Origin of the sequence: Actinoplanes octamycinicus, assembly GCF_014205225.1 — a bacterium.
Taxonomy (GTDB): Bacteria; Actinomycetota; Actinomycetes; order Mycobacteriales; family Micromonosporaceae; genus Actinoplanes; species Actinoplanes octamycinicus.
On record NZ_JACHNB010000001.1, the window covers coordinates 7,103,356 to 7,124,862 of the forward strand.

The 21,507-nt window shown below is 71.3% G+C and carries 19 protein-coding genes; 9 read left to right on the forward strand and 10 right to left on the reverse strand.

The window, feature by feature from the left end:
- Positions 1-4: 4 nt before the first annotated feature.
- Positions 5-1,003 carry a zinc-dependent alcohol dehydrogenase family protein gene (locus BJY16_RS31840; protein ID WP_185043230.1) on the reverse strand — a complete coding sequence of 333 codons (999 nt, stop codon included), beginning with the start codon at positions 1,001-1,003 and terminating at the stop codon, positions 5-7.
- A gap of 21 nt (positions 1,004-1,024) precedes the next feature.
- Positions 1,025-1,300, reverse strand: a complete 276-nt coding sequence (locus BJY16_RS31845; protein WP_185043231.1) for a DUF1876 domain-containing protein — start codon at positions 1,298-1,300, stop codon at positions 1,025-1,027.
- 144 nt (positions 1,301-1,444) lie between these two features.
- Between BJY16_RS31845 and BJY16_RS31850 the strand changes: the two genes are divergently transcribed.
- From BJY16_RS31850 to BJY16_RS31860, 3 genes are all read left to right on the forward strand, one after another.
- On the forward strand, positions 1,445-2,803 hold the full coding sequence (locus BJY16_RS31850) for a bifunctional aminoglycoside phosphotransferase/ATP-binding protein (protein ID WP_185043232.1): 1,359 nt from the start codon (positions 1,445-1,447) through the stop codon (positions 2,801-2,803).
- Positions 2,804-2,827: 24 nt separating this feature from the next.
- Positions 2,828-3,412 carry a DoxX family membrane protein gene (locus BJY16_RS31855; protein WP_185043233.1) on the forward strand — a complete coding sequence of 195 codons (585 nt, stop codon included), beginning with the start codon at positions 2,828-2,830 and terminating at the stop codon, positions 3,410-3,412.
- Positions 3,413-3,537: 125 nt separating this feature from the next.
- The gene (locus BJY16_RS31860) at positions 3,538-4,308 is read left to right on the forward strand and encodes a S1 family peptidase (protein WP_239177245.1); all 771 of its coding nucleotides are present in this window, start codon (positions 3,538-3,540) and stop codon (positions 4,306-4,308) included.
- Positions 4,309-4,352: 44 nt separating this feature from the next.
- Here BJY16_RS31860 and BJY16_RS31865 read toward each other — a convergent pair whose 3' ends face one another.
- Together BJY16_RS31865 and BJY16_RS31870 are read right to left on the reverse strand one after the other, a co-directional pair.
- Positions 4,353-5,948, reverse strand: a complete 1,596-nt coding sequence (locus BJY16_RS31865; RefSeq protein WP_185043234.1) for a serine/threonine-protein kinase — start codon at positions 5,946-5,948, stop codon at positions 4,353-4,355.
- 156 nt (positions 5,949-6,104) lie between these two features.
- The gene (locus BJY16_RS31870) at positions 6,105-6,455 is read right to left on the reverse strand and encodes a DoxX family protein (protein WP_185043235.1); all 351 of its coding nucleotides are present in this window, start codon (positions 6,453-6,455) and stop codon (positions 6,105-6,107) included.
- A 52-nt stretch (positions 6,456-6,507) separates the two neighbouring features.
- Here BJY16_RS31870 and BJY16_RS31875 point away from each other — a divergent pair, with 52 nt between their 5' ends.
- Positions 6,508-7,092 carry a TetR/AcrR family transcriptional regulator gene (locus tag BJY16_RS31875; protein ID WP_185043236.1) on the forward strand — a complete coding sequence of 195 codons (585 nt, stop codon included), beginning with the start codon at positions 6,508-6,510 and terminating at the stop codon, positions 7,090-7,092.
- A gap of 12 nt (positions 7,093-7,104) precedes the next feature.
- Here BJY16_RS31875 and BJY16_RS31880 read toward each other — a convergent pair whose 3' ends face one another.
- The gene (locus BJY16_RS31880) at positions 7,105-7,317 is read right to left on the reverse strand and encodes a hypothetical protein (protein ID WP_185043237.1); all 213 of its coding nucleotides are present in this window, start codon (positions 7,315-7,317) and stop codon (positions 7,105-7,107) included.
- Between the two features lie 153 nt (positions 7,318-7,470).
- On the opposite strand from BJY16_RS31880, the gene BJY16_RS31885 reads away from it, so the two are divergent.
- Positions 7,471-8,682, forward strand: a complete 1,212-nt coding sequence (locus BJY16_RS31885) for a cation:proton antiporter (protein WP_185043238.1) — start codon at positions 7,471-7,473, stop codon at positions 8,680-8,682.
- A 12-nt stretch (positions 8,683-8,694) separates the two neighbouring features.
- Here BJY16_RS31885 and BJY16_RS31890 read toward each other — a convergent pair whose 3' ends face one another.
- Positions 8,695-9,270, reverse strand: coding sequence for a VanZ family protein (locus BJY16_RS31890; protein ID WP_185043239.1), 576 nt, complete (start codon positions 9,268-9,270; stop codon positions 8,695-8,697).
- A 222-nt stretch (positions 9,271-9,492) separates the two neighbouring features.
- On the opposite strand from BJY16_RS31890, the gene BJY16_RS31895 reads away from it, so the two are divergent.
- Complete coding sequence (locus tag BJY16_RS31895) at positions 9,493-11,487, forward strand: beta-1,3-glucanase family protein (RefSeq protein WP_185043240.1); 1,995 nt, start codon at positions 9,493-9,495, stop codon at positions 11,485-11,487.
- Positions 11,488-11,645: 158 nt separating this feature from the next.
- Complete coding sequence (locus BJY16_RS31900; RefSeq protein WP_185043241.1) at positions 11,646-14,753, forward strand: GH92 family glycosyl hydrolase; 3,108 nt, start codon at positions 11,646-11,648, stop codon at positions 14,751-14,753.
- 60 nt (positions 14,754-14,813) lie between these two features.
- Here the strand turns inward: BJY16_RS31900 and BJY16_RS31905 are convergent, their stop codons facing one another.
- Positions 14,814-16,094 (reverse strand): hypothetical protein, encoded by a 1,281-nt coding sequence (locus BJY16_RS31905; RefSeq protein WP_185043242.1) that lies wholly within the window; start codon positions 16,092-16,094, stop codon positions 14,814-14,816.
- Between the two features lie 398 nt (positions 16,095-16,492).
- Between BJY16_RS31905 and BJY16_RS31910 the strand changes: the two genes are divergently transcribed.
- A complete protein-coding gene (locus BJY16_RS31910; protein ID WP_185043243.1) occupies positions 16,493-17,869 on the forward strand; it encodes a helix-turn-helix domain-containing protein in 1,377 nt (458 codons plus the stop codon).
- Here BJY16_RS31910 and BJY16_RS31915 read toward each other — a convergent pair.
- Positions 17,866-18,432 (reverse strand): NUDIX hydrolase, encoded by a 567-nt coding sequence (locus tag BJY16_RS31915; protein ID WP_373873440.1) that lies wholly within the window; start codon positions 18,430-18,432, stop codon positions 17,866-17,868. The genes BJY16_RS31910 and BJY16_RS31915 overlap by 4 nt on opposite strands.
- Positions 18,433-18,786: 354 nt before the next feature.
- Between BJY16_RS31915 and BJY16_RS31920 the strand changes: the two genes are divergently transcribed.
- Entirely contained in the window at positions 18,787-19,011 is a 225-nt protein-coding gene (locus BJY16_RS31920; RefSeq protein WP_185043245.1) for a hypothetical protein, read from the forward strand.
- A gap of 136 nt (positions 19,012-19,147) precedes the next feature.
- Here BJY16_RS31920 and BJY16_RS31925 read toward each other — a convergent pair whose 3' ends face one another.
- Together BJY16_RS31925 and BJY16_RS31930 are read right to left on the reverse strand one after the other, a co-directional pair.
- Positions 19,148-20,155: a LacI family DNA-binding transcriptional regulator gene (locus BJY16_RS31925; RefSeq protein ID WP_185043246.1), complete on the reverse strand. Its 1,008-nt coding sequence runs from the start codon at positions 20,153-20,155 to the stop codon at positions 19,148-19,150.
- An 811-nt stretch (positions 20,156-20,966) separates the two neighbouring features.
- Positions 20,967-21,494: a LytR C-terminal domain-containing protein gene (locus tag BJY16_RS31930; RefSeq protein ID WP_185043247.1), complete on the reverse strand. Its 528-nt coding sequence runs from the start codon at positions 21,492-21,494 to the stop codon at positions 20,967-20,969.
- Between the last annotated feature and the right edge of the window lie 13 nt (positions 21,495-21,507).

Here is a 21,507-nt window from a genome sequence, read left to right on the forward strand (position 1 = left end):
CCGGCTACGGCAACAGCACGGCCGCGCCACTGACCCGGTCAGCGGCGAGGTCGGTCAGCGCCTGCGCCGCCCGGGCCATCGGGTACGGCGTGACCCGTACCCGCAGACGGTGCCGGCTCGCGAAAGCCAGCAGCTCACGCCCGTCGTCCCGGGTGTTGGCGGTGACGCTGCGCAGGGTGCGTTCCTGGAACAGCTCGTCCTGGTAGTCCAACGACGGGATCTTGCTGAGGTAGATGCCGGCCACGGCCAGCGTCCCGCCGCGATCCAGCGCACGCAACGCGACCGGGACCAGGTCGCCGACCGGCGCGAACAGGATCGCGGCGTCAAGTGGTTCGGGCGGCTCGGCGTACGCCGGCGCCACCGAACTCACGCCGAGCTCACCCGCCAGCTCCCGGGCCACCGCCGAGCGGGTCAGCACGTGCACGGTGGCCCCTTCGGCGAGGGCCACCTGCGCGGCCAGGTGCGCGGACGCACCGAAGCCGTAGATGCCCAGGCGGCCGCCGGGCGGTAGATCGGCTCGGCGCAACGCGCGATAACCGATGATGCCGGCGCACAGCAGCGGCGCCAGTTCGGCGTCGGAATACCCGTCCGGCAGCCGGTAGACGAAGGCGGCCGGCACCACCGTGTATCCGGCGTACCCGCCGTCGGCGTCCCAGCCGGTGTACCGGGAATCCGGGCACAGGTTCTCGGCACCGCACCGGCAGTAACGACACTCGCCGCAGGTGTGGCGCAGCCAGGCCGCGCCGACCCGGTCCCCGGACCGGAACCCGGTGACGCCGTCACCGATCTCCAGCACATGGCCGACGATCTCGTGGCCGGGCACCACCCCGGGCCGGTGCGCCGGAAGCTCGCCGACCGTGACGTGCAGGTCGGTCCGGCACACGCCGCAAGCGTCCACCGCCAGCAACAACTCTCCCGGACCGGGGCGGGGCACCAGCATGGTGGCCCACCGCAGCGACCGTCGAATGTCCGGCCCGGGAGCGACAACCTGCCATCCGTACACCGATGCCCTCCCTCGCCCGCGTCAGCTGTCCAGGAACACCGGCCGGTGGACGACCGCCTCGATGTCGGCGGCGGTCACGTCCAGCAGCTGGTAGGCCAGGTCGGCCAGCGCCCGCGCGGTGGCGAGCTCGTCGCCGATCTCCGGCACCTCGCGGTCGCGCGGCGCGCGGTGCGCGGTCCCCTCACCCCGCACTTGCGGCCGGGCCTCGGTGCGCAGAACGGCAACCGCATGAGTGCGCCGTTCCTCCTCGTGCTCGTCGATGGTGATCTCCACTGTCCAGGTCCGCGTGTGCATCATCGTTCCTCCCGCCTTCCCTCTCCTCCCATCCACGCGCGCCCCGGCGGGCCCGCCCAGTGCTGTTGGTCCCGGATCCGGTTCCGATCAGCTCTACCCGGCATCCGCAGCAAGCGGCGACGGTGGACGCAGGACCCGGAGGCAACCATGGTGATCACCTCGTTCGGCCACCCGGAGCTGGTGGAGACGCATGCCGCGATGCTGTTCCTGCTCGGCGACCGGGCCTACAAGCTGCGCAAACCGGTGCAACTGGGCTTTCACGACTTCCGCCGCCGCGCCGACCGGTTCCGCGTCTGCCACCGGGAGGTGCAGCTCAACAAGCGGCTCGCCCCCGACGTCTACCTCGGTGTCACCGACGTGCTCGGCCCCGACGGCGAGCCGTGCGATCACCTGGTGGTGATGCGCCGCATGCCCGCCGCCCGCCGCCTGTCCACGCTGGTCCGCCAGGGCGCCCCGATCGGCGGCGAGTTGCACCGGCTGGCCCGGATGCTGGCGGTCTTCCACACCCACGCCCAGCGCGGACCGGCGATCGACGTGGAGGGGGCGCGCGCCGCACTGCAGGATCGCTGGGACGCCGCGCTGGATCAGCTGCGCCGGTCCCACGGTGACGTGTCGAGCAGCGCGGAGGTCGCCGAGGTGGAGAACCGCGCGCACGAGTTCCTCGCCGGCCGCGAAGCGCTCTTCCTCGACCGGATCGCCGGGGGCCGGATCGTGGACGGGCACGGCGATCTGAGCGCCGACGACATCTTCCTTCTCGACGACGGCCCCCGGGTGCTCGACTGCCTGGAGTACGACGATCGGCTGCGCTACCTGGACGTGCTCGACGACGTGGCCTGCCTGGCGGTGGACCTGGAGCACCTCGGCGCGCCGACGCTCGCCGAGGGCTTCGTGGCCGGTTACCGGGCGTTCAGCGGCGACACCGCGCCGCCCGCCCTGCTCCACCACTATGCGGCGTACCGGGCTGTCCTGCGGGCCGCCGCCGGTTGCCCGCGCCCGCGGAGGGACAGCCCGCCCCACAACGGTCACCTCGGCGACGCGCTGCGGCACCTGCGCGCCGGGACGGTCCGGCTGGTGCTGCTCGGCGGGTCACCGGCGACGGGCCGTTCCACGCTGGCCGGTCAGCTCGGCGGCACCGTGCTGAGCGCCGACCGGATCTGGGCGGAGCTGGCCGGCAATGCGGCGGCGGAGCCGGGCGATCGGATCCACGCGGAGATGATCTGGCAGGCCCGTCGCCTGCTGGAGCACGGCGCAACGGTGATCCTGGACGCCGCCTGGACCCACGAGGAGCATCGCCGCGCCGCCCGGGACCTGGCGCACTGCACCCACAGCGAGCTCGTCGAGCTGCGCACCGCCGCCGCAGGCCGCGACACCGACGATTGGCCGCAGGCGCGGACCGTCGACTCCGCGGCTCAGGCGCTGGCCGAACTGGGCGGGCCGTTCGGCCCGGCCGAAACGGGGCGGCCGGCCCGGGTGACCATGCGCCCCGCGGCGAATAGTCGGTCATAGAAGTTCATCTGTGAGGAGGAAACCATGACTGCCACCGGCCGCGACGCGGCCACCTCGCTGGAAAACGTCCCGGCGCCCGGCTCGATGCTGACCGTCGCCGCCGCCCGCAGCCTCGCCGTGCTCCGTATCGCCCTCGGGTTCGTCTTCCTGTGGGCCTTCCTCGACAAGACGTTCGGCTGGGGTTACGCGACTCCGTCCGAGCGTGCCTGGCTCAACGGCGGCTCCCCCACCAAGGGCTTCCTCTCCGGCGTGGACGTCGGCCCGTTCCAGAGCTTCTTCACCAGCATCGCCGGTGCGGCCTGGGCCGACTGGCTGTTCATGATCGGCCTGCTTGGCATCGGCCTGGCGCTGATCCTCGGCATCGGCATGCGGATCGCCGCCGGCGCCGGCGCGCTGATGATGCTGCTCATGTGGTTCGCCGAGTTCCCGCCGGCGAAGACCACCGGCGCCGGCGAGGCCACCCACTCGACCAACCCGTTCGTCGACTACCACCTCATCTACGGGCTCGGCGTGATCGTCACGGCGCTCACCTACGCCGGTCACACCTGGGGCCTGGGCCGCTGGTGGGCGAGCCTGCCGCTGGTCCGGCACAACCGCTGGCTGATCTGAACACCCCGCCGGGCACCGGCGAACACCACAGGGCCGGCCGCGACTCGCGGCCGGCCGTCCCCGGTCCGCGGCGATCCGTCGCCGGGGGCGTGCACACATCGCCGCCGGTCGATAGTGTGTGACGAATGCGGAAGCCTCTGCTGACCGGAGCCCTGCTCGCCGGAGCCGTCACCGCCGCCCTGATGACCGCCCCCACGCCGGCGAACGCGATCGCCCATGGCGAGGACGTACCGATCGGCCGGTATGCGTTCTCGGTCAAACTGACGATGACCGGCATCCCGACCGCCGACGGCGGCAGACGTAACAGCGGCTGCTCCGGCGCCCTGGTCGCGGCCCGGTGGATCATCACGGCCGGTCACTGTTTCCGGGACGCGACCGGCACCCGGGTCGAATACCCGGTCGCCGACCTGACCACGGCCACGGTCGGCCGGACCGACCTCACCGACCCCAGCCGCGGCCAGCTGCGCACGGTGATCCGGGTCCGTCAGTCACCGACGGCCGACGTCGCCCTGGCCGAACTCGACAAACCGGTCCGCGGGATCCGCCCGATCAAACTCGGCAGCCGCCCGCCGGCCGTCGGCACCGTCGTCCGGCTCACCGGTTACGGCTCGCTGACCAGCAGCAACCCGGTGCCGGCCACCCGGCTGCAGACCGGACAGCTGACGGTGGTCCAGGTCGGCGACTCGGTCACCGGCTTCCACGGGTACGCCCCGCAGCCGGACACCACGCCCTGCCCCTACGACTCGGGCGGCCCGTACTTCGTCGAGAAGCGGGGCGGGCCCCGGCTGGTCGCCGTGGTCAGCAACGGCCCGAGCTGCCCGCACACCCAGGTGGAGAACGGCGCCCGCACCGACAACATCACCGGCTGGATCACCGAGGTGATCCACTCCAAGTAGGCCGGCGGCCGGTCGCCCGGCTTGGGCGTCCACCCGCCCCCGGGTCACTTGTGGCACCACTGCTCGTCGAAGTAGTCGATGGCGGTGTCCTCGTCGATCGAGCCGCCCCAGTAGACGCACCGGGTCCGGTTCGGATCGACCCGGGCCACGAACGGCTGCCCGGCATCGTCGGAAAGGATCCGCACACCCTTGCGGGCCTGGACGAAGACGTACGCTTTCAGCTTCATGCCGGCGCCTGGTTCCTTGACGGTGACCGCGCAGTGCGATGCGTCGACAGCGGAGTAGAGCAGGTAGGTGGTGGCCAGCAAGTCACCACGGGGCGTCGTCAGCCGCCGCTTCTCCACGACCGTGAACTTGCTGGCCGGCGGGCCGCAGAGAGCGGCGGGCGGGTCGACCTTCGCGGTCGTCGCGCGCGGGGCCGCACCGGTACTGGCGGCTCGGCTGGTGGCGGCCGGACCGCTGGTGCCGGAACTCGCCCCGAGGGTTGCGGGCTGCTGGCCGGTGCGGTTCGTGGCCAGTAGCCGGCCGGCCACCGCGCCGACCAGCAGCAGGCCCGCCAGCACGGCAGCCACCAGGGTGGACCGCCGTCGGCCGGCGGGTGACGTGGTGCCGGCCGGCCGGCGGACCTGATCGCGGACGGCGAGCGGTGCGGCGGCGGGCGGCTCGGGCCCGTCCGCGACTGTCTCCGCGGCCTGGGAGACCGTCATCCCCGGATCCCGCAGCGTAGCCGCCTCACGAGTCGCCGCGGCCGGCTCCGGAGCCGGCCCGGCCGGTGGTGGCACTGCGGTGATCGGGCCGGGGACCGAGCGGGACGTGACCACCGCGCGGGCTGCCGCCGCGAACTCCGCCGCGGTCGGGAACCGCTGTCCCGGATCCTTCGCCATGGCTCGCCGCACCAGCGCCGCCGCCTCCGGCGGGACCTCGGGCGGCAGCACCGGCGCCGGCCCGTGCACGAGTTGGCCGAGGACCGCGAGCGGGCTGTCCCCGACATAGGGCGGCCGTCCGGCGAGGCAGGTGAAAGCGACCGCCCCCAGCGCGTACACGTCGGTGGCCGCCGTCACCGGTTGAGCTTCGGCCTGCTCGGGGGCCATGTAATGCGCCGAGCCGAGCACCACGCCGGTGGCGGTGAGGCCGGTTGTCCCGGCGGCCGACCGGGCGACCCCGAAGTCGACCACCACGATCGCTCCATCGGGCCGGACCAGCAGGTTGTTCGGCTTGATGTCGCGGTGCACGATGCCGGCGTCGTGGGCGGCCTGCAGCGCGTCGGCGACCTGGGCCACCACGGCCAGGGTCTCGTCCGCGCCGAGCACTCCCGCCCGGCGGATCCGCTCGGAGAGCGGGGTGCCGTCGATGAACTCCATCACCAGGTAGTCGAATCGGTACGGTCCGACCGCCGCGTCCCTGCCGTAGTCGTGGATCTGCGCGATGCCGGGATGCCGTAGCGCCGCCATCATCCGGGCCTCGGCCCGGAACCGCGCGATGAACTGGGTGTCCGCCATCAGTGCCGGCAGCAGCACCTTGACCGCGATCTGCCGATGCAACAGCAGGTCGTCGGCTCGCCACACCTCACCCATGCCGCCCGCGGCCACGAGCCGGGTCAGCTGGTATCGACCGTGGAGCACGACCCCCGGGGACAGCATCAGGTCATGCTATGTCGATTGATCCAGCGGACCCGATGACCGGCGACGTGACACGCGCCGCGGGGAGCCGAACAGTCCGCCGGCGATCGCGCCGGCTGCGGAACCGGTCGGGAAGCCACGCCGACCGGCGAGCGAGGTAAGCCCCCGGCCAGCCGGTCACAGGGTGCGGGTGAGTGGCCGGGACGCCCACGACAGCAGCGCCAGCACCGTGAACGTGGTCGGGGCGACAAGCGTGGCAAGGCCCTGCCGCATGGCGAGATGGGACGCGGCGGCGCCGGTCATGTTGATCACCACGCCGGCGTAGGCCCACTCCTTCAGGCGTGGCAGCCGGGGCGCGAGCAGGACCGCCGCGGCGATCAGCTTCGCGGTGCCCATGATCGTCGCCAGGTAGCCGGGATAGCCGAGCTCGATCATCGTCGGGTAGAACGGCGGTGCCCGGAGCAGATCGAGAGTCCCGCCGACCGCGCATTCACCAGCCACCAGGGCCGTGGTCAACCAGTACAGCATCGGAGCCTCCTATGCTTATAGAGACGCTACCGTCTCGATAAGAGGGTGGACAATGACCCGAGCTGCTGGGGCACAACGGCCCATTTCGCGCGGACGCGGCGCGCGGCGGCGAGTCCTGACCGCCGCCCTGGAGGTGCTCGACGAGCACGGCCTGGCCGGGTTCACCATGGAGGCGGTGGCCCGCCGGGCCGGTGCCGGCAAGGCCACCCTCTACCGGCACTGGCCCGGGACGAACGCGCTGCTCGTCGACGCCATGGACACCACCTTCGTGCCGCTGCCGGTCCCGGACACCGGCCGGGTGGAGACCGACGTCGCCGAGCTGCTGACCGGCTTCGTGACGCTGCTGGCGACCACCCCGTTCCCGAGACTGCTGGCCGCCTTCATGGACGCCGCCGAGCGCGATCCCGCCCTGCGCACCATGCACGCCGAGTTGACCCGTCGCCGCCGCGAGCCGATGCTCGCCGTCCTGACCCGGGCCGAGCAGCGCGGCCAGCTGCGCCCCGGCCTCGACCCGGATCTCACCGTCGACCTGCTGGCGGCGCCGTTCTTCTACCGGCGGCTGGTCGCCCACCGCCCGATCCCACCGGATCTGATCACCGCCGTCATCACCCAGGTGCTCGGCCCGCACACCGCCTGATCCGGTCCGGGCTCACCGGCGCGGCCCGGCGGCGCCGCCCATCCCGCGGTAGACGGCGGTGATGCCGACGATGAGCCCGCCGACCAGCACCAGGGTGATCGCCGCGTTGACCGCCACCGGCCAGTCCTGCACGAAGTACTGCTTGACGTAGTTCGCGGCCACGATCGGCACCACATAGACCCACCAGGGCGCCCATCGCCGGTCCGGCTCCTTCGCTGCGCTCATGCTGTCCACCTTCGACGTAGTAGTCGGCTGCCCCCATCGTTTCCGCCCCCGCCCCGGCTGCCGTCCGCCATCGGATTGACGACCGTGTCATCACTTGTGCTGACCGGAAGAGCCCAGCGGCGGCTACGGTGGAGATCTCCACCGGAGGTCAGATTGCTGCTGCTCGCCTTCGCCGCCGTGCTGCTGCTCGCCGTGCTGGTGTCCGCCCTGGCCGGCCGGACCATCCTGTCCACCGCGGTGCTCTTCCTGGTCGCCGGGTTCGTGCTCGGCGCGGACGTGACCGGCGTGCTCGACATCGAGGCCGACTCCGGCATCGTCGGCGTCCTTGCCGAGCTGGCCCTGTTCGCCGTGCTGTTCACCGACGGCATGCGGGTCGGCTGGGCCGATCTGCGCTCGGCCTGGCGACTGCCCGGCCGCGCCCTCGGCTGGGGCCTGCCGCTGACCCTGCTGGTCACCGCGCTCGGCGCGCACTATGTGGCCGGCCTGGACTGGCCCGAGTCGCTGCTGATCGGCGCGATCCTGTCCCCCACCGACCCGGTGTTCGCCTCCGCGCTGGTCGGCAACGAGAAGGTCCCGGCCCGGCTGCGCCACCTGCTCAACGTCGAGTCCGGCGTCAACGACGGCCTGGCCCTGCCGTTCGTCATCGTCTTCCTGGCCGTCGCGGCCGGCTCCGACAACCTGCACCTCGGCGAGCTGGCCTGGGAGATCACCCTCGGCCTGGCGATCGGGGTGCTCATCCCGGTCGCCGCGATCCTGCTGGAACGCAGCCGCTTCTTCTCCGCCTCCCCCGCCTACGAACCGCTCAACGGCCTGGCCATCGGCCTGCTCGTGCTCGCCGTCGGCAACGTCACGCACGCCAACCTGTTCCTGGCCGCGTTCGCCGCCGGCATCACCGTCGCCACCTTCGGCCCCCGCCAGCGGGCCGCCTTCGGGCACTTCGGCGAGAACATCGCCGAGCTGCTGAAACTCGCCGCCCTGCTGGTCTTCGGCGCGCTCATCTCACCTACCTTCCTGGGCGAGATCCCGTGGACCGGGTGGCTCTTCGCGATCCTGGCGATCTTCGTGGCCCGCCCGGTCGCGCTCTGGCTGTCCTTCCTGCGCTCCGGCCTGGACCTGCGCGAACAGGCCGCCGCCATGTGGTTCGGCCCGAAAGGCTTCGCCTCGGTCGTCTACGGCCTGCTCGTCCTCGAGTCCGGGGTCGCCGCCGCCGACGACATCTTCCACCTGGTCGCGCTCACCATCGTGCTGTCCATCCTGCTGCACTCGTCGACCGATGTGGTCGTCGCCCGCGCCTTCGACGACCAGGCCGAGGTCCCCGCCTGGTACGGCGTGCTGCGCCGCAAGGCCGGCAACCCCAAAACCTAGATCAGGACCGGTTCACCGTACGGCCGGAGCGCGCACGGGCGACGCCCCGGCCGGCACCCGCCACCACCGTCGGGAGACGAGCGCGGCCAGCCCGGCGCCGACCGCGTTGACCAGCACGTCGTCCACCGAGGAGACCCGGTCCAGGCCGAGCGCGTACTGCAGGGTCTCGACCAGGATCGAGCCGGCCGCGCCGAGCGACAGGATCCGCGGCACCGACCGCAGCGCGGCGAACCGGATCGGCCCGAAGAACCCGAACGCGGCGAAGACCAGCAGGTTGCCGACGATCTGAAGGGTCGCGGTGACCGGCCCGCCGGCGAGCACCTGGAGCAGGTCGTGCAGCGGCACCAGGTTCATCCGCCCGCGGTCCGCCCCGCCGGCATTCGGCAGCAGGATCATCCAGAGCCACGGCACCGTGCCGTAGACGATGCCGACCTCGGCCAGCGCGTCCCGCCACGCCGGAGGCTCGCCGGGCACCCTCCGGTGGCGGGCCAGCGCCCACGCCACCAGCATGGCGGCGGGCAGCGCCAGCACGGTCAGTACCACCACGCCGGTGATCGTCCCGAACCAGTCGTGCCAAGTACTGAGCATGCGCACCCCCGTGTCGCCCGGCCGCGCATCGTATCCAGGGACGTCCACGGCGCTCACCGCGTACCCCAAATGTGAATGGCGTGTTTCCAACATGAGGCATTGACAGTCACGATTGCCGGGGACGAAGATCTGAGAGAGCGCTCTCACGGTCCGCGTCGCTCCCCCGACTCGGCATCCACGGACCGGTGCGGCGCTTTCCCCCACCAGCCACCGGGAGTCCCCATGTCCACACGAACCAGGCTGTTGAGCGCGCTCGCCGCGCTCGTGACGGCGATACCAGCCGGGGCGGCGGTTGCCGCGCCGGCCGCCCAGGCGGTCGGACCGAACCTGCTGCCGTTCACCGTCACCAACAGCTCGGGGCGCGGCGAAGCGTCCTACCTCTACATGATCGGCGTCAACCTGAGCACCGGCCGCCTGGGCTACGTCACCGCGGGCGGCACCTTCAACGCCTGGCCGGCCGGCGCGAACCCGCCCTCCCCCGCTCCGGACGTGGCGATCAACGGCCCGGGCAACGGCGGCAGCACCACGATTCAGATGCCGCGCAACTTCTCCGGCCGGCTCTACATGTCGCTCGGCCAGAAGCTGAAGTTCTTCCTCACCCCGGACGGCCTGGTCCAGCCGGCGCCGTGGGCGTCCGCCGACCCGAACCACGACATCCTGTTCGACTGGAGCGAGTTCACCTACAACGACGCCGGGCTGTGGCTGAACAGCTCGCAGGTGGACATGTTCGCCATCCCGCACGTGGTGACGGTCTCCGGCAGCGACGGCACCCGGAGCACCGGCGCAGTGGTCGCCAACGGCCGGCAGAACGTGATCGACCAGATCCGGGCGCAGTCCGGCTGGGCGAACACCGTGGTGACCCGCTCGGACGGGACCGTGCTGCGGGTGCTCGCGCCCGGCAAGGCCGCCGGCGCCGGCCTGATGAGCAGCACCTACCTGGACTCCTACATCACCTCGGCGTGGAACGCCTACACGAGCAAGACGCTGACCGTGGTGCCGTTCGGCGACCAGCCGAACACCAAGTACTTCGGCCGGACCTCCGGCACCACGATGGTCTTCACGAACAGCTCGGGCGCGCAGGTGGCGTCGTTCGCCAAGCCGTCCAGCGCCAACGTGTGGGGCTGTGACGGCAACCTGAACGCGCCGAACGACCTGGTGGTCGGGCCGATCGCCCGGACGCTGTGCGCGGCGCTGAACCGGGGCACGCTCGGCACCATCGACACCCAGCCGGGTGGCGGCGCGGGCGACTTCTACAAGAGCAACCCGACCAACCAGTACGCGCGGATCATCCACGCGAACATGGCGGACGGGAAGGCGTACGCGTTCGCCTTCGACGACGTGCAGAACCAGGAGTCGCTGGTCTACTCGAACAACCCGAGCTCGGCCGGGGTCACCCTCTCCCCGTTCGTCGGCGGTGGCGGCGGCGGGGGTGGCGGTGGCGGCACGGTCACCGGTTACCCGGTCGCCGGTCCGGGCGGCAAGTGCGTGGACGTCGCCGGCGACGACACCGGGGGCAACGGCGCGGCGGTGCAGCTCTGGGACTGCCAGGCCGGCGCCAAGGACCAGCACTGGACGCTCACCAACGGCACCCTGCGCACCCTCGGCCGCTGCCTGGACATCACCGGCAACGGTACGGCCAACGGCGCCAAGCTGGAACTGTGGGACTGCAACGGGGTCGGCGGCCAGCAGTTCGTCACCCAGGCCGACGGCTCGCTGCGCAACCCGCAGTCCGGCCGGTGCGTCGACTCGCCGTCCGGCAGCACCGCGAACGGCGCCCGGCTGCAGATCTGGGACTGCAACGGGTCCGGCGCGCAGAAGTTCGCCTACAACGGCGGCGCCACCAACCTGACCGCGCCCGGCGGCAAGTGCGTCGACGTGGCCGGCGACGACACCGGCGGGGACGGCGCGGCGGTCCAGCTCTGGGACTGCCAGCTGACCGCCCGCGACCAGCACTGGGCCTGGACCGGCCAGTCGCTGACCACCCTCGGCATGTGCCTGGACATCGCCGGCGGCGGCACGGCCAACGGCAGCCAGCTGCAGCTGCACAACTGCACCGGCAACCCGGCGCAGACCTGGGTCGTGAACGCCAACGGCACGATCACCAACCCGCAGTCCGGCCGCTGCATCGACTCGCCGTCCGGCAGCACCGCCAACGGCGCCCGCCTGCAGATCTGGGACTGCAACGGCTCCGCGGCGCAAAAGTTCGCCAAGGCCTGAGCCTCGGCCACCACGGGCCCCGAAGCGTTCGCTTCGGGGCCCGTTCCCATGCCCGCGATCCTCTCGCCCCGGTTCCGGAACCGTAAAGGCACATTGACATTCTTTGATGTGTCCTGACAACGTTGTCATCCCATGTCATCTCCGAAGGGACGGCAACGATGCTCCGTACCCTCGCCGCCGCTGTGGCCCTCCTCGCCGCCGTGGCCCTCTTCGTTCCAGCCCCGGCCCAGGCCGCCGACCTCGACCTCACCGGATACGTCAACCCGTTCGTCGGCACCGACGACAGCAACTCCCCGAACCCGGTCGGCGGCGGCGCCGGCGGCAGCACCTTCCCCGGCGCCACCGTGCCGTTCGGGATGGTGCAGTTCAGCCCGGACACCCCGACCGGCTCACCGTCCGGTTACCGCGACCGGGACCGGACCATCGAGTCGTTCAGCCTCACCCACTTCAACGGGGCCGGCTGCCCGAACAACGAGGACCTGCCGATCCTGCCGATCACCGGCAACCTCGGCTCGTCACCGGGCAACGCCTGGACCTCGTACGCCAGCGGCTACACCAAGGCCAACGAGTCGGCATCCCCCGGCTACTACAAGAACCGGCTGGACAAGTACGGCGTGGACGCCGAACTGAGCGCCACCACCCGGACCGGCGCGCTGCGGCTCACCTACCCCGCCACGACCAGCGCCCGGGTGCTGATCAATGCCTCCCGGTCGGCCACCGGCGACCGGGCCGGCACCGTGACGATCACCGGCAACCGGGTCTGGGGCGAGCACACCGCCGGCGGGTTCTGCGGCGGGCGGACGTTCAAGATGTACTACTCGATCCTGTTCGACCGGTCGCCCACCGGCGTCGGCACGTTCAGCGGCGGCACGGTCAGCGCCGGCTCGACCAGCGCCGGCGGGAACCAGGTCGGCGCCTACGTCACCTTCGACACCAGCGCCAACCAGGTGGTCACCGCGACGATCGGGATCTCCTTCGTGAGCGTGGCGAACGCGCAGAACAACGCCACCGCGGAGGCCGGCGCGTTCGATACGGTCCGGTCGGACGCCGACACCAAGTGGAACGCGGCGCTGAATCGGGTCCAGGTGACCGGCGGGAGCACGACCGACCTGCAGAAGTTCTACACCGCGCTCTACCACGTGCTGATGAACCCGAACATCGCCAGCGACACCAACGGGCAGTACATGGGATTCGACGGCGCGGTGCACACCGCCTCGCATCCGGTCTATCAGAACTATTCCGGCTGGGACATCTACCGCTCGTGGGCGGCGTTGACCGCGCTGATCGCGCCGGACGTGATGAGCGACATCGTCAAGTCGATGGTGCTCGACGGCCAGCAGGGCGGGCTCCTGCCGAAATGGTCGCACCAGAGCATCGAGGACTTCGTGATGCCCGGCGATCCCGGGCCGATCATCGTGGCCAGCGCCTACGCCTTCGGGGTGCGCGGGTTCGACACGGCGGCGGCGCTCGCGCTGATGAAGAAGAGCGCCACCGGCGGCAGCACCCAGGGCTATGTGCTGCGCGGCAATCGCGGCTCCTTCGAGAGCGGGCACTACATTCCCGGCAATCCGTCGGAGACCCTGGAATACGCGTCCAGTGACTTCGCGATCAGCCAGTTCGCCAAAGCGGTCGGCGACACCGCGGCGTACAACACCTACGCGACCCATTCGCAGTACTGGCGCAGCCTGTTCAACGGCGAATCGTCCTACATCCACACCCGGGACAGCGGCGGCGCCTGGGCCTGGCCGCTGAACCCGGCGACCGAGAGCCCCTATGTCGAGGGCAACGCCGCCCAGTACACCTGGATGGTGCCGCACAACCTGGGCGCGCTGGTCACCCTGATGGGCGGCCCGGCCACCGCGGTGCAGCGCCTCGACCACCACTTCACCGAGCTCAACGGGGGCCTGTCCCGGCCGTACTTCTACGTCGGCAACGAGCCGGAGCACGGCGTGCCGTGGACCTACCACTACGCCCGCAAACCGGCCGGCGCCTCGGACGCGGTCCGCCGGGTGATGAGCGAGTCGTTCACCACCGGCGCCGGCGGCCTGCCCGGCAACGACGACCTCGGCGCGACCAGCGCCTGGTACGTCTGGGCGGCGCTCGGCCTCTACCCGGTCACGCCCGGCGCCGACACCCTGGCGGTGCACGGCGGCCTCTTCCCGACCGCGCTGATCCAGCGGCCCGGCGGCACCATCACCATCACCGGCGGCAGCGCCACCAACCGGTACGTCCAGGCGCTCGCCGTCGACGGCGCCGCCACCAGCCACAGCTGGATCCGCTATCCGCAGATCGGCGGCGGGGCCACCATCGCGTACACGATGGGCTCCTCCCCCAGCGGCAGCTGGGGCACCGCGGCCGGCGACGTCCCGCCCAGCTTCGGCGACGGCGCCCAGCAGCCGCCCGCCGAACCGGACCTCGGCGCGAACCTGGCGCTGACCAAACCGGTCACCGCCGGCGCGGCCGCGTGCGGCAGCGCCGAAGCCCCGGCCAAGGCGGTCGACGGCCTGCTCAAGGACAACAGCAAGTGGTGCACCACGAGCACGCCGCGCACGCTGACCGTCGACCTCGGCTCGGCGCAGACCGTCTCGTCGTTCATCGTCAAGCACGCCGGCCTCGGCGGCGAACGGACCAACTGGAACACCGGCGGGTTCACCGTCGCCACCAGCACCGACAACGCGACCTGGTCGACCGCGGTCACGGTCAGCGGCGCCCGGGCCAGCCGCACCTACGCGCCGATCCCGGCCCGCACCGCCCGCTACGTCCGCCTCGACGTCACCACCCCGGCCAACGACGGCAACACCGCCGCCCGCATCTTCGAACTGGAGGTGTACGGATCCAGCAGCTTCCCGGCCGACCTGGCGCTGCGCCGCCCGGCCACCGCCGACTCGGCGTGCGGCGCGAACGAGGGCGCCGACCGGGCGGTCAACGGCAGCTGGCTGGGCGGCTGGAACGACAAGTGGTGCTCCGGCGGGGCGACCAAGTGGCTGCAGACCGACCTGGGCGGCACCAGACACATCGGCTCGGTGGTGCTCCGGCACGCCGGGGCGGGCGGTGAGTTCCCGGCCTGGAACACCCGGGACTTCGACCTGCTCACCTCGGACGACGGGACGACCTGGACGACCCGGGCCACGGTCCGCGGCAACACCGCGGACAGCACCACCACCACGATCAACACCGATGCCCGGTACGTCCGGCTGAACGTGCTGACGCCGGCCAGCGACGGCAACACCGCCGCCCGTATCTACGAGTTCGACGTACGCGGCTGACCCTGTCACCGGCCATCCCGCGCTGGGCCCGTACGGACCCGGCGCGGGATCGGCCCGGTCTCACGTCAACTCGGGGAAGCACCAGCCGGCCAGGTGCCGCAGGTCCTTGGCGTTGCCGAGCGGCACCCGGTCCGGCGCCGGGCGGTCCTCGGGCGGCGGAGGCAGGTCACGCGCGACCGGCCGGACGCGCGGTGTCCTCTCCAGCTGTGCGGTCCACTGCTGCCAGCGTCCCTCACGACGGCCCCGGAACCCGCGGCCCTCGACGTCGTCCGCCGTGGGTGGGCGGGCAAAGAAGCCGTCGAGGTACTCGACGAGGCCGTACCACCGGCCGTTGCGGTCCTGCGTCTCGTGGCAGAAGGCCAGGACCCAGGCGTCCTCGCGGCACTGCACGGCGTAGACGTCGCCGGCTCGGGCCTCGCCCCGCAGCGGAGCGGCGAGTCGGACCGTGGCGGACACCCGGCGCGGTGCGACCGGGGCCGGAGCCGGTGGGCGCTCGTCCGGCCGGGCGAGATGGCCGAACAGCCGGTCCACCAGCGACTCGGTGACGCCGTGCGCAGCGGTCCAGAACGACAGTGGGGCGCTCACCTCCACCCGGACGCTGGGACGTTCGTCGCGCTGGCGAGCCGTAGTGAAAGCCGTGAACATGCCCGGATGATCCGGGGTCTGCAGGATGCCGAGGAAGGCCAGATCCTCCAACAGGGCCGTATACGCAGCGGTGGACCGGCTCGCGAGCAGGCCGCGGTCTCGGAGCGCCCGCGCGGCCCGCCCCGGCCGGGTGGCCGGGGGCAGCGACCGGATCACGTCGAGGATCTCGTGCAGTGTCCACACGTCGAGCGGATCGGGCGTGGGCCACGGTTGCGCCGCGGCCTCCAGCGCCAGAATGTACCGGCACACGTCGCCCGGCAGCGGCGATCCGGACCGGACGCGGCGCCACCACGCCATCGTGGTGTCGACCGTGGTGGTGCGGTCGAGAAAGCAGACACCGCAGGTCCGGGCGCCCGGATCGGCGGGGAACGGGTGGGCGGGCATCGCGGTGCCCAGCGCCAAGGCGGGCAGCAGCGCCCGCCACCGCAGCCGAGCGTGCCCGAGACCGGCTACGAAGGCGTCCGCGGCGGCCCGCTCGTCCACCGCGCCGGCGAGCCGGCGCAGCGTCGTCACCGCCTCGTCGTGCTCGAACTCGCGGAACGAGTTGGGCGTCAGGCCGCGCTCGGCGAGCGCCCGCAGCTCCTCGGCCGTGATCGTCGCGGGCACGTGATGGGCATGCCGACCAGCGGCGTCGAGGTGGGCGTTCTCGTTCGCATAGACGCGGTCGAGCAGCGCCAACGCCGCTTCGTCCTCCACGGCGCCGAGCATAACCATGCCCGCCATTCGCCGGGGCAGGACGATGCACCATGCGAACCACACCACAACGGTTCCAGGCAACCGACTACCGGGACGTTCGACTAGGCCACGGCGCCGCCGTCAGGAGTACCTCGGTGGATGACCGCCGCCTAATGAGCGTATGACCGGGCTGGGCCTGGAGCAGGTCACAACGCTGATCTTGAGATTGATGTCGACATCGTCGGCATCAATGGATGACGGCCCATCTCAGCGGTCGCCACATCGGGTGGATGCTGCAGTCCGGAACGGCTAAGAGATCGTGTGGCCTCCGGAAACGTCCGGCTGAGGGCTATGGTGTCCGGTGATGCCCGGTTCGGCGAGCCGGGATCACCGTTCATCGGAATCGTTAGGGGTGGCCGATGCCACGGCGGATTGTTGTTGCCCATCCCGACTTCGGCCGCAAGCTCAAGGAGTTGCGTGAGCAGCATGGATTGTCACTGCGCCGGCTCGGCGGGATGATCCATTGTTCGCACGGCCATCTGTGGGATCTCGAATCGGGGATCAAACGGCCGAGCCTGTCCGTGACAGTTCTGCTGGACCAGGCGCTCGAAGCAGGTGGACAGTTGTCCGCCATGGTGTCCGAGGTGTCAGCCGACACCGATGCCCGGCCCGTCGCGCTCGAACATGCGGTGGTGGCCGCGCCGTCCGGGCTAGAGTTCGCGCCGGACTGGCGGCACGGCATAGATGTCGCCGTTGATCTTTGGCGAGGCGATATGGAGCGGCGGAACCTTCTTCGGCAGGTGGGCTTCAGCGCGACGGCCTTCCTGCCTGCGGCGATGCGATGGCTGATGTCGTCGCTCGACGAGCGCCCGGCCGGCAACGGTGAGCGGCTGATCGGCGCCGCCGACGTCGAGACGGTGCGCCGGATGACCTCGACGTACCGGACGCTGGACAACCAGTTCGGCGGCGGCCACATCCGCGACAGCCTCGTCCGGTTCCTCAACGCCGACGTCACCGAGCTGATCAACGGCCGCTACGACGCAACGACCGGCCGCCAACTGTTGTCGGCGGTCGCGGAGACGACCCAGCTTGTGGGCTGGGCTTCGTACGACGCTGGGATGCACGGGCTGGCGCAGCGGTACCTGATTCAGGCACTGCGCCTTGCGGCGGGCGCCGGTGACCGGGCGCTCGGAGCGGAGATCTTGGCGGCGATGAGCCATCAGGCTGCGTTCTTGCGTGCCTCCGGCGAGGCGGTGGATCTGGCCAAGGCCGCCAGCCGCGCGGCGGCCGAGGCGGGCATCGCCGCGATCGAGGCGGAGTCAGCCGTGCTTGAAGCCCAAGGTCATGCCGTCGGTGGCGACGAGAAAGCCTGCGCAGCTGCGCTGAACAGAGCCGAGGCGATCTTCGACAAGGCTGACCGAACCAGCGAGCCCCAGTGGATCGGCTACTTCGACGAGTCGTACCTGGCCGCCAAGTTCGGTCACTGCTTCACAGCCCTGGGCAGAGGCGACATAGCTACCCGGTTCGCGACCCGTTCGCTGGACATGGACGGTCGGCAGTATGCGCGGGGACGGCAGTTCAACCTCGTCCTGCTCGCCGTAGCGCATGCGCAGAACGGCGAGCCGGAGGAAGCGGCACGGATCGGTGTTGACGCGGTCGAGGCCGCGGAAGGGTTGTACTCGTCTCGCGCCCGTGACTACCTGACCGACCTCGCCGATCGTCTCTCCAAGCATGTCGGGCTGTCGGCGGTGCAGGACTTCGCCGAGCGGGCCCGGCCGGTCCTAGCAAGCGCCTAAAGTCGGCCGGTCGCCTTCCGCAGCAGTAGGGCGAGCAGCCCGGAGACGGAACCGGCGCCGACAATGGTGCCGTTGTCGATGTGCTGCTGGATCTCGTCGAGCGGGATCCAGCCAAGGCGTTCGGCTTCGTTGATGTCCGGATCCGCGCCGGTGAAGTCGGCGCCGCGGGCGAGGTAGACGATGTTCTCCTGGTCGATCGTGCCGACCATCGGCTGGAAGCTGATCAGCTTCTCGATGCTGCGCGGCCGCCAGCCGGTCTCTTCCTCGACCTCGCGAGCGGCGCAGGTCATGGAGTCCTCGGCCGGGTCGAGATAGCCGCCGGGCAGCTCCCAGACCCAGCGGTCGACGATGAAGCGGTGCCGCCACATCATCAGCACGCGTTCGTCGTCGTCGAGCACGATGACCATCGCGGCGGCCGGGATACGGAGAACGTACTGCTCGAAGCGGACGCCGTCGGGTAGCTCCACGTCCGCGATGCTCAGCACCGCCCGGCGGGTGTCGTCGACGACGCGCTCGCCGTGGATGGTCCATTCACTGGCTCGCTTCGGCTCAACACTCATCAGCGCACAGTAGCCGTACGCCTTCCAGTTGTACTCCGACACCTGCCGCGTCGGCTGACAGCGGCTGACGCCTGTCGCCTTCATTTCCGGGTCACCGGACCGCCACGCTGTGACCGAAACACCCGGTGAACAGCAGCGAAGCCCACGGCGACCACCGCACCACGCCGGCCGCCACCCCTGGAATCGAGACCGGGCACGCGGCCCTCACCGCACCACAACGAACCAGCGGACCGGTGGGACCACCGTGACAGTACGTCGCAGGTCGGCGTGCCCTCGACATCACGGAAGGCAGGACATGACGACGACCACGAACCACCTCGTTCGCGGAGGTGAACCCCAGTGACGGCAATAGCGGCGATGAGCGCGCTCCTGGTGGGGTTCCTCGCGGGCCTGATCAGCTTCAAGGTCAAGAGCCGGTGGTGCCCGCACTGCGGCGCGATGACCACCGCCGACCTGCCCACAGCGACCGCCCCGCCGCCCACGCCGAGCTGGTCGGCGCTGCCGACGCAGTCCTACAACCAGATCGGGCGAGCCGGTGCACTCACCCCGGCTCAGCGGCGCCGCGCGAACGGCGGCCATTGATGCTGGTCCCGAGGACGCCGCACCAGCCCGACCGGCCGACGTGGGACTGCCTGGCCTGCGGTGAGCCATGGCCGTGCGCACCCAGCAAGGTCGATCTGGCTGAACAGGGCGCAGTGCATCGCCGATCACTGCGGCTCTACCTTTCGCCGGATCCGCGCGGGATCAGCGTCGTCGGGATGACGACGGTCCTCGGGGGTCCGGCGTAGCCGGCGATCCGCTCCTGGGCCAGGCGGGCCGCCGCCCGGCCCAGCTCGACCATGTCGTGCGCGACCACGGTCACCCCGACCACGTCGGCCAGCTCGAAGTCGTCGAAGCCGACCAGCGCCGGCGGGTGACGGTGGCCGCGCAGGGCCCGCAGCGCGCCGATGGTGAGCTGGTTGTTCGTGGTGAACAGCGCGGTCGGCGGTTCCGGCAGCGCGAGCAGCTCACCGACGACCCGGGTGGCGGTCGCCGCGTCGTGCACGTCGGTGCGCACGTAGGGCTCCCAGTCCGGGTTGCCCGCCGCGCGCATCGCCGCCCCGAATGCGCTGATCCGGGCCTGCTGCGAGGCAGTCCGGACCAGGTCGGCGACCAGCGCGATCCGGCGGTGCCCGCCGGCCAGCAGATGTTCGGCCGCCGCGCGGGCGCCGCCGGCGTTGTCGATCAGCACGCTGTCCGCGGCCAGCCCGACCGGCGGCCGGTCGACGAACACGAACGGCACGTTGTGCGCCTTCGCGCCGACCGCGATCGGGCTGCCACCGCTGCTCGGGATGACCAGCAGGGCCCGCACCCGGCGCTCCACCAGGGCGCTGAGCAGGCTGCTCTCCAGGGCGCTGTCCTCGTCGTTGTTCACCGTGATCAGCAGCAGGCCGTGTCGGCGCAGCTCGCGCTCGGCGCCACTGGCCACCGCGGAGTAGAACGGATTGGCCAAGTCGCCGCTGATCAGCCCGACCAGCGCCGAGGTGCCGCCGGTCCGCAGTTCCCTGGCCAGGCCGTTGAGCCGGTAGCCGAGTTCGTCGGCGGCCTGGCGGACGCGCCGCTCGGTCGCCCCGGATACGTAGGGTTCCCCGTTGAGCGCCCGTGACGCGGTTTTGAGGCTCACCCCGGCCCTGGCCGCCACCTCGTTCAGCGTCGGCGGCCGAGCCGGCGACTCATCGACGGGCATGCCTGAAGTATGCCGCAATCGCTGCCCGCCAATTGGCCCGTCTTGTGCTCGCTGTCGCTTCGCCGCGCACAGTCCCGGCTGTGCCTCGGAGGTGCCTCGCTGGCCACTGTCGCGGCCGCCACCTACTATCCGTGCCCACTCACGGTCCGCGTCCCAGGCCAGGGAGCCCGCCGGTCACCGTCGCGGCCGCCGCTCGCGGTGCGCGGTTTGTTGCGGTTCTGCGCCCCAGGCCACGGAGCCCGCTGGTCACTGTCGCGGCCGCCACCCACCGCCCGTGCCACTCACGATCTGCGCGCCAGGCCACGGAACCCACTGGTCACCGTCGCGGCCGCCGCTCGCGGTGCGCGGTTTGTTGCGGTTCTGCGCCCCAGGCCACGGAGCCTGCTGGTCACTGTCGCGGCCGCCACCCACCGCCCGTGCCACTCACGGTTGCGCGCCAGGCCACGGAGCCGGTGCTCACTGTCGCGGCCGCCGCTTGCGATCGATGGGTGGCTTGCGGTTGACCGGGGCGTCCAGATCTCGGTGCTGCGGGCGTACCGGAAAAGAATGGCGGCCGCGCCAAGCAGCGGACCGTGACCGGTCACAGACCCGCATCAACCGCACTAATCGGCGACAGTGAGCGGCGGCCGCGACAGTGACCAACGATCTCCTGGCCTGGGACGCAAAACCGCAACCAGCCGCGCACCGTAAGCGGCGGCCGCAACCCCAGCCAACAGCCCCCTGGCACGCAAGACCGCAACTAGCCACGACCCGCGAGCGGCGGCCGCAACCAACAGCCAGGGCTGCGGACCGCGACAGGTGAGGGCGAGCGTCAGACCGTCGAGGCGCAGGTGCCCGGCGGCGGGGTCGGGTCGCCGATCTGTGCCATCGACTGGTTGACCTCGGTGAACGTGGCCAGGGACCGGAACCGCTCCCCCACCACGATGTCGATCACGTCGGTGGTGCGCTTGTCGCTGAACTCCGGCTTGGCGTCGCCCAGGAAGTAGGCCCGGATCCACTGGGCCGCACCGACCGCCTTCGGGCCGTACTGGATCAAGGCGACCTGGTCGAACTTGCTCTTGCTGGTCTTGCTGGGCTGCATCTTGAAACCGCGGTCCTGGAACTCGGCGCTGACCGTCTCGGCCAGGCCGACCCGTTTCGTGCCGTTGAGGACGCGGAGTTTCACCTGGGCCGGCTCTTTCGGCAGCGTCAGGTTGACCATCGTGGTGCCGGCCGGGCAGCGGCCGGCCGCCGACGCGTCGCCCTGCGTGTCGCGGACCAGCGCGACCACCACGACGATGGACGCGGCGACGGCGAGGACACCGACGACGAGATATGCCCGCAAGCGTGTGAAGCCCATGTAACTAAGACGC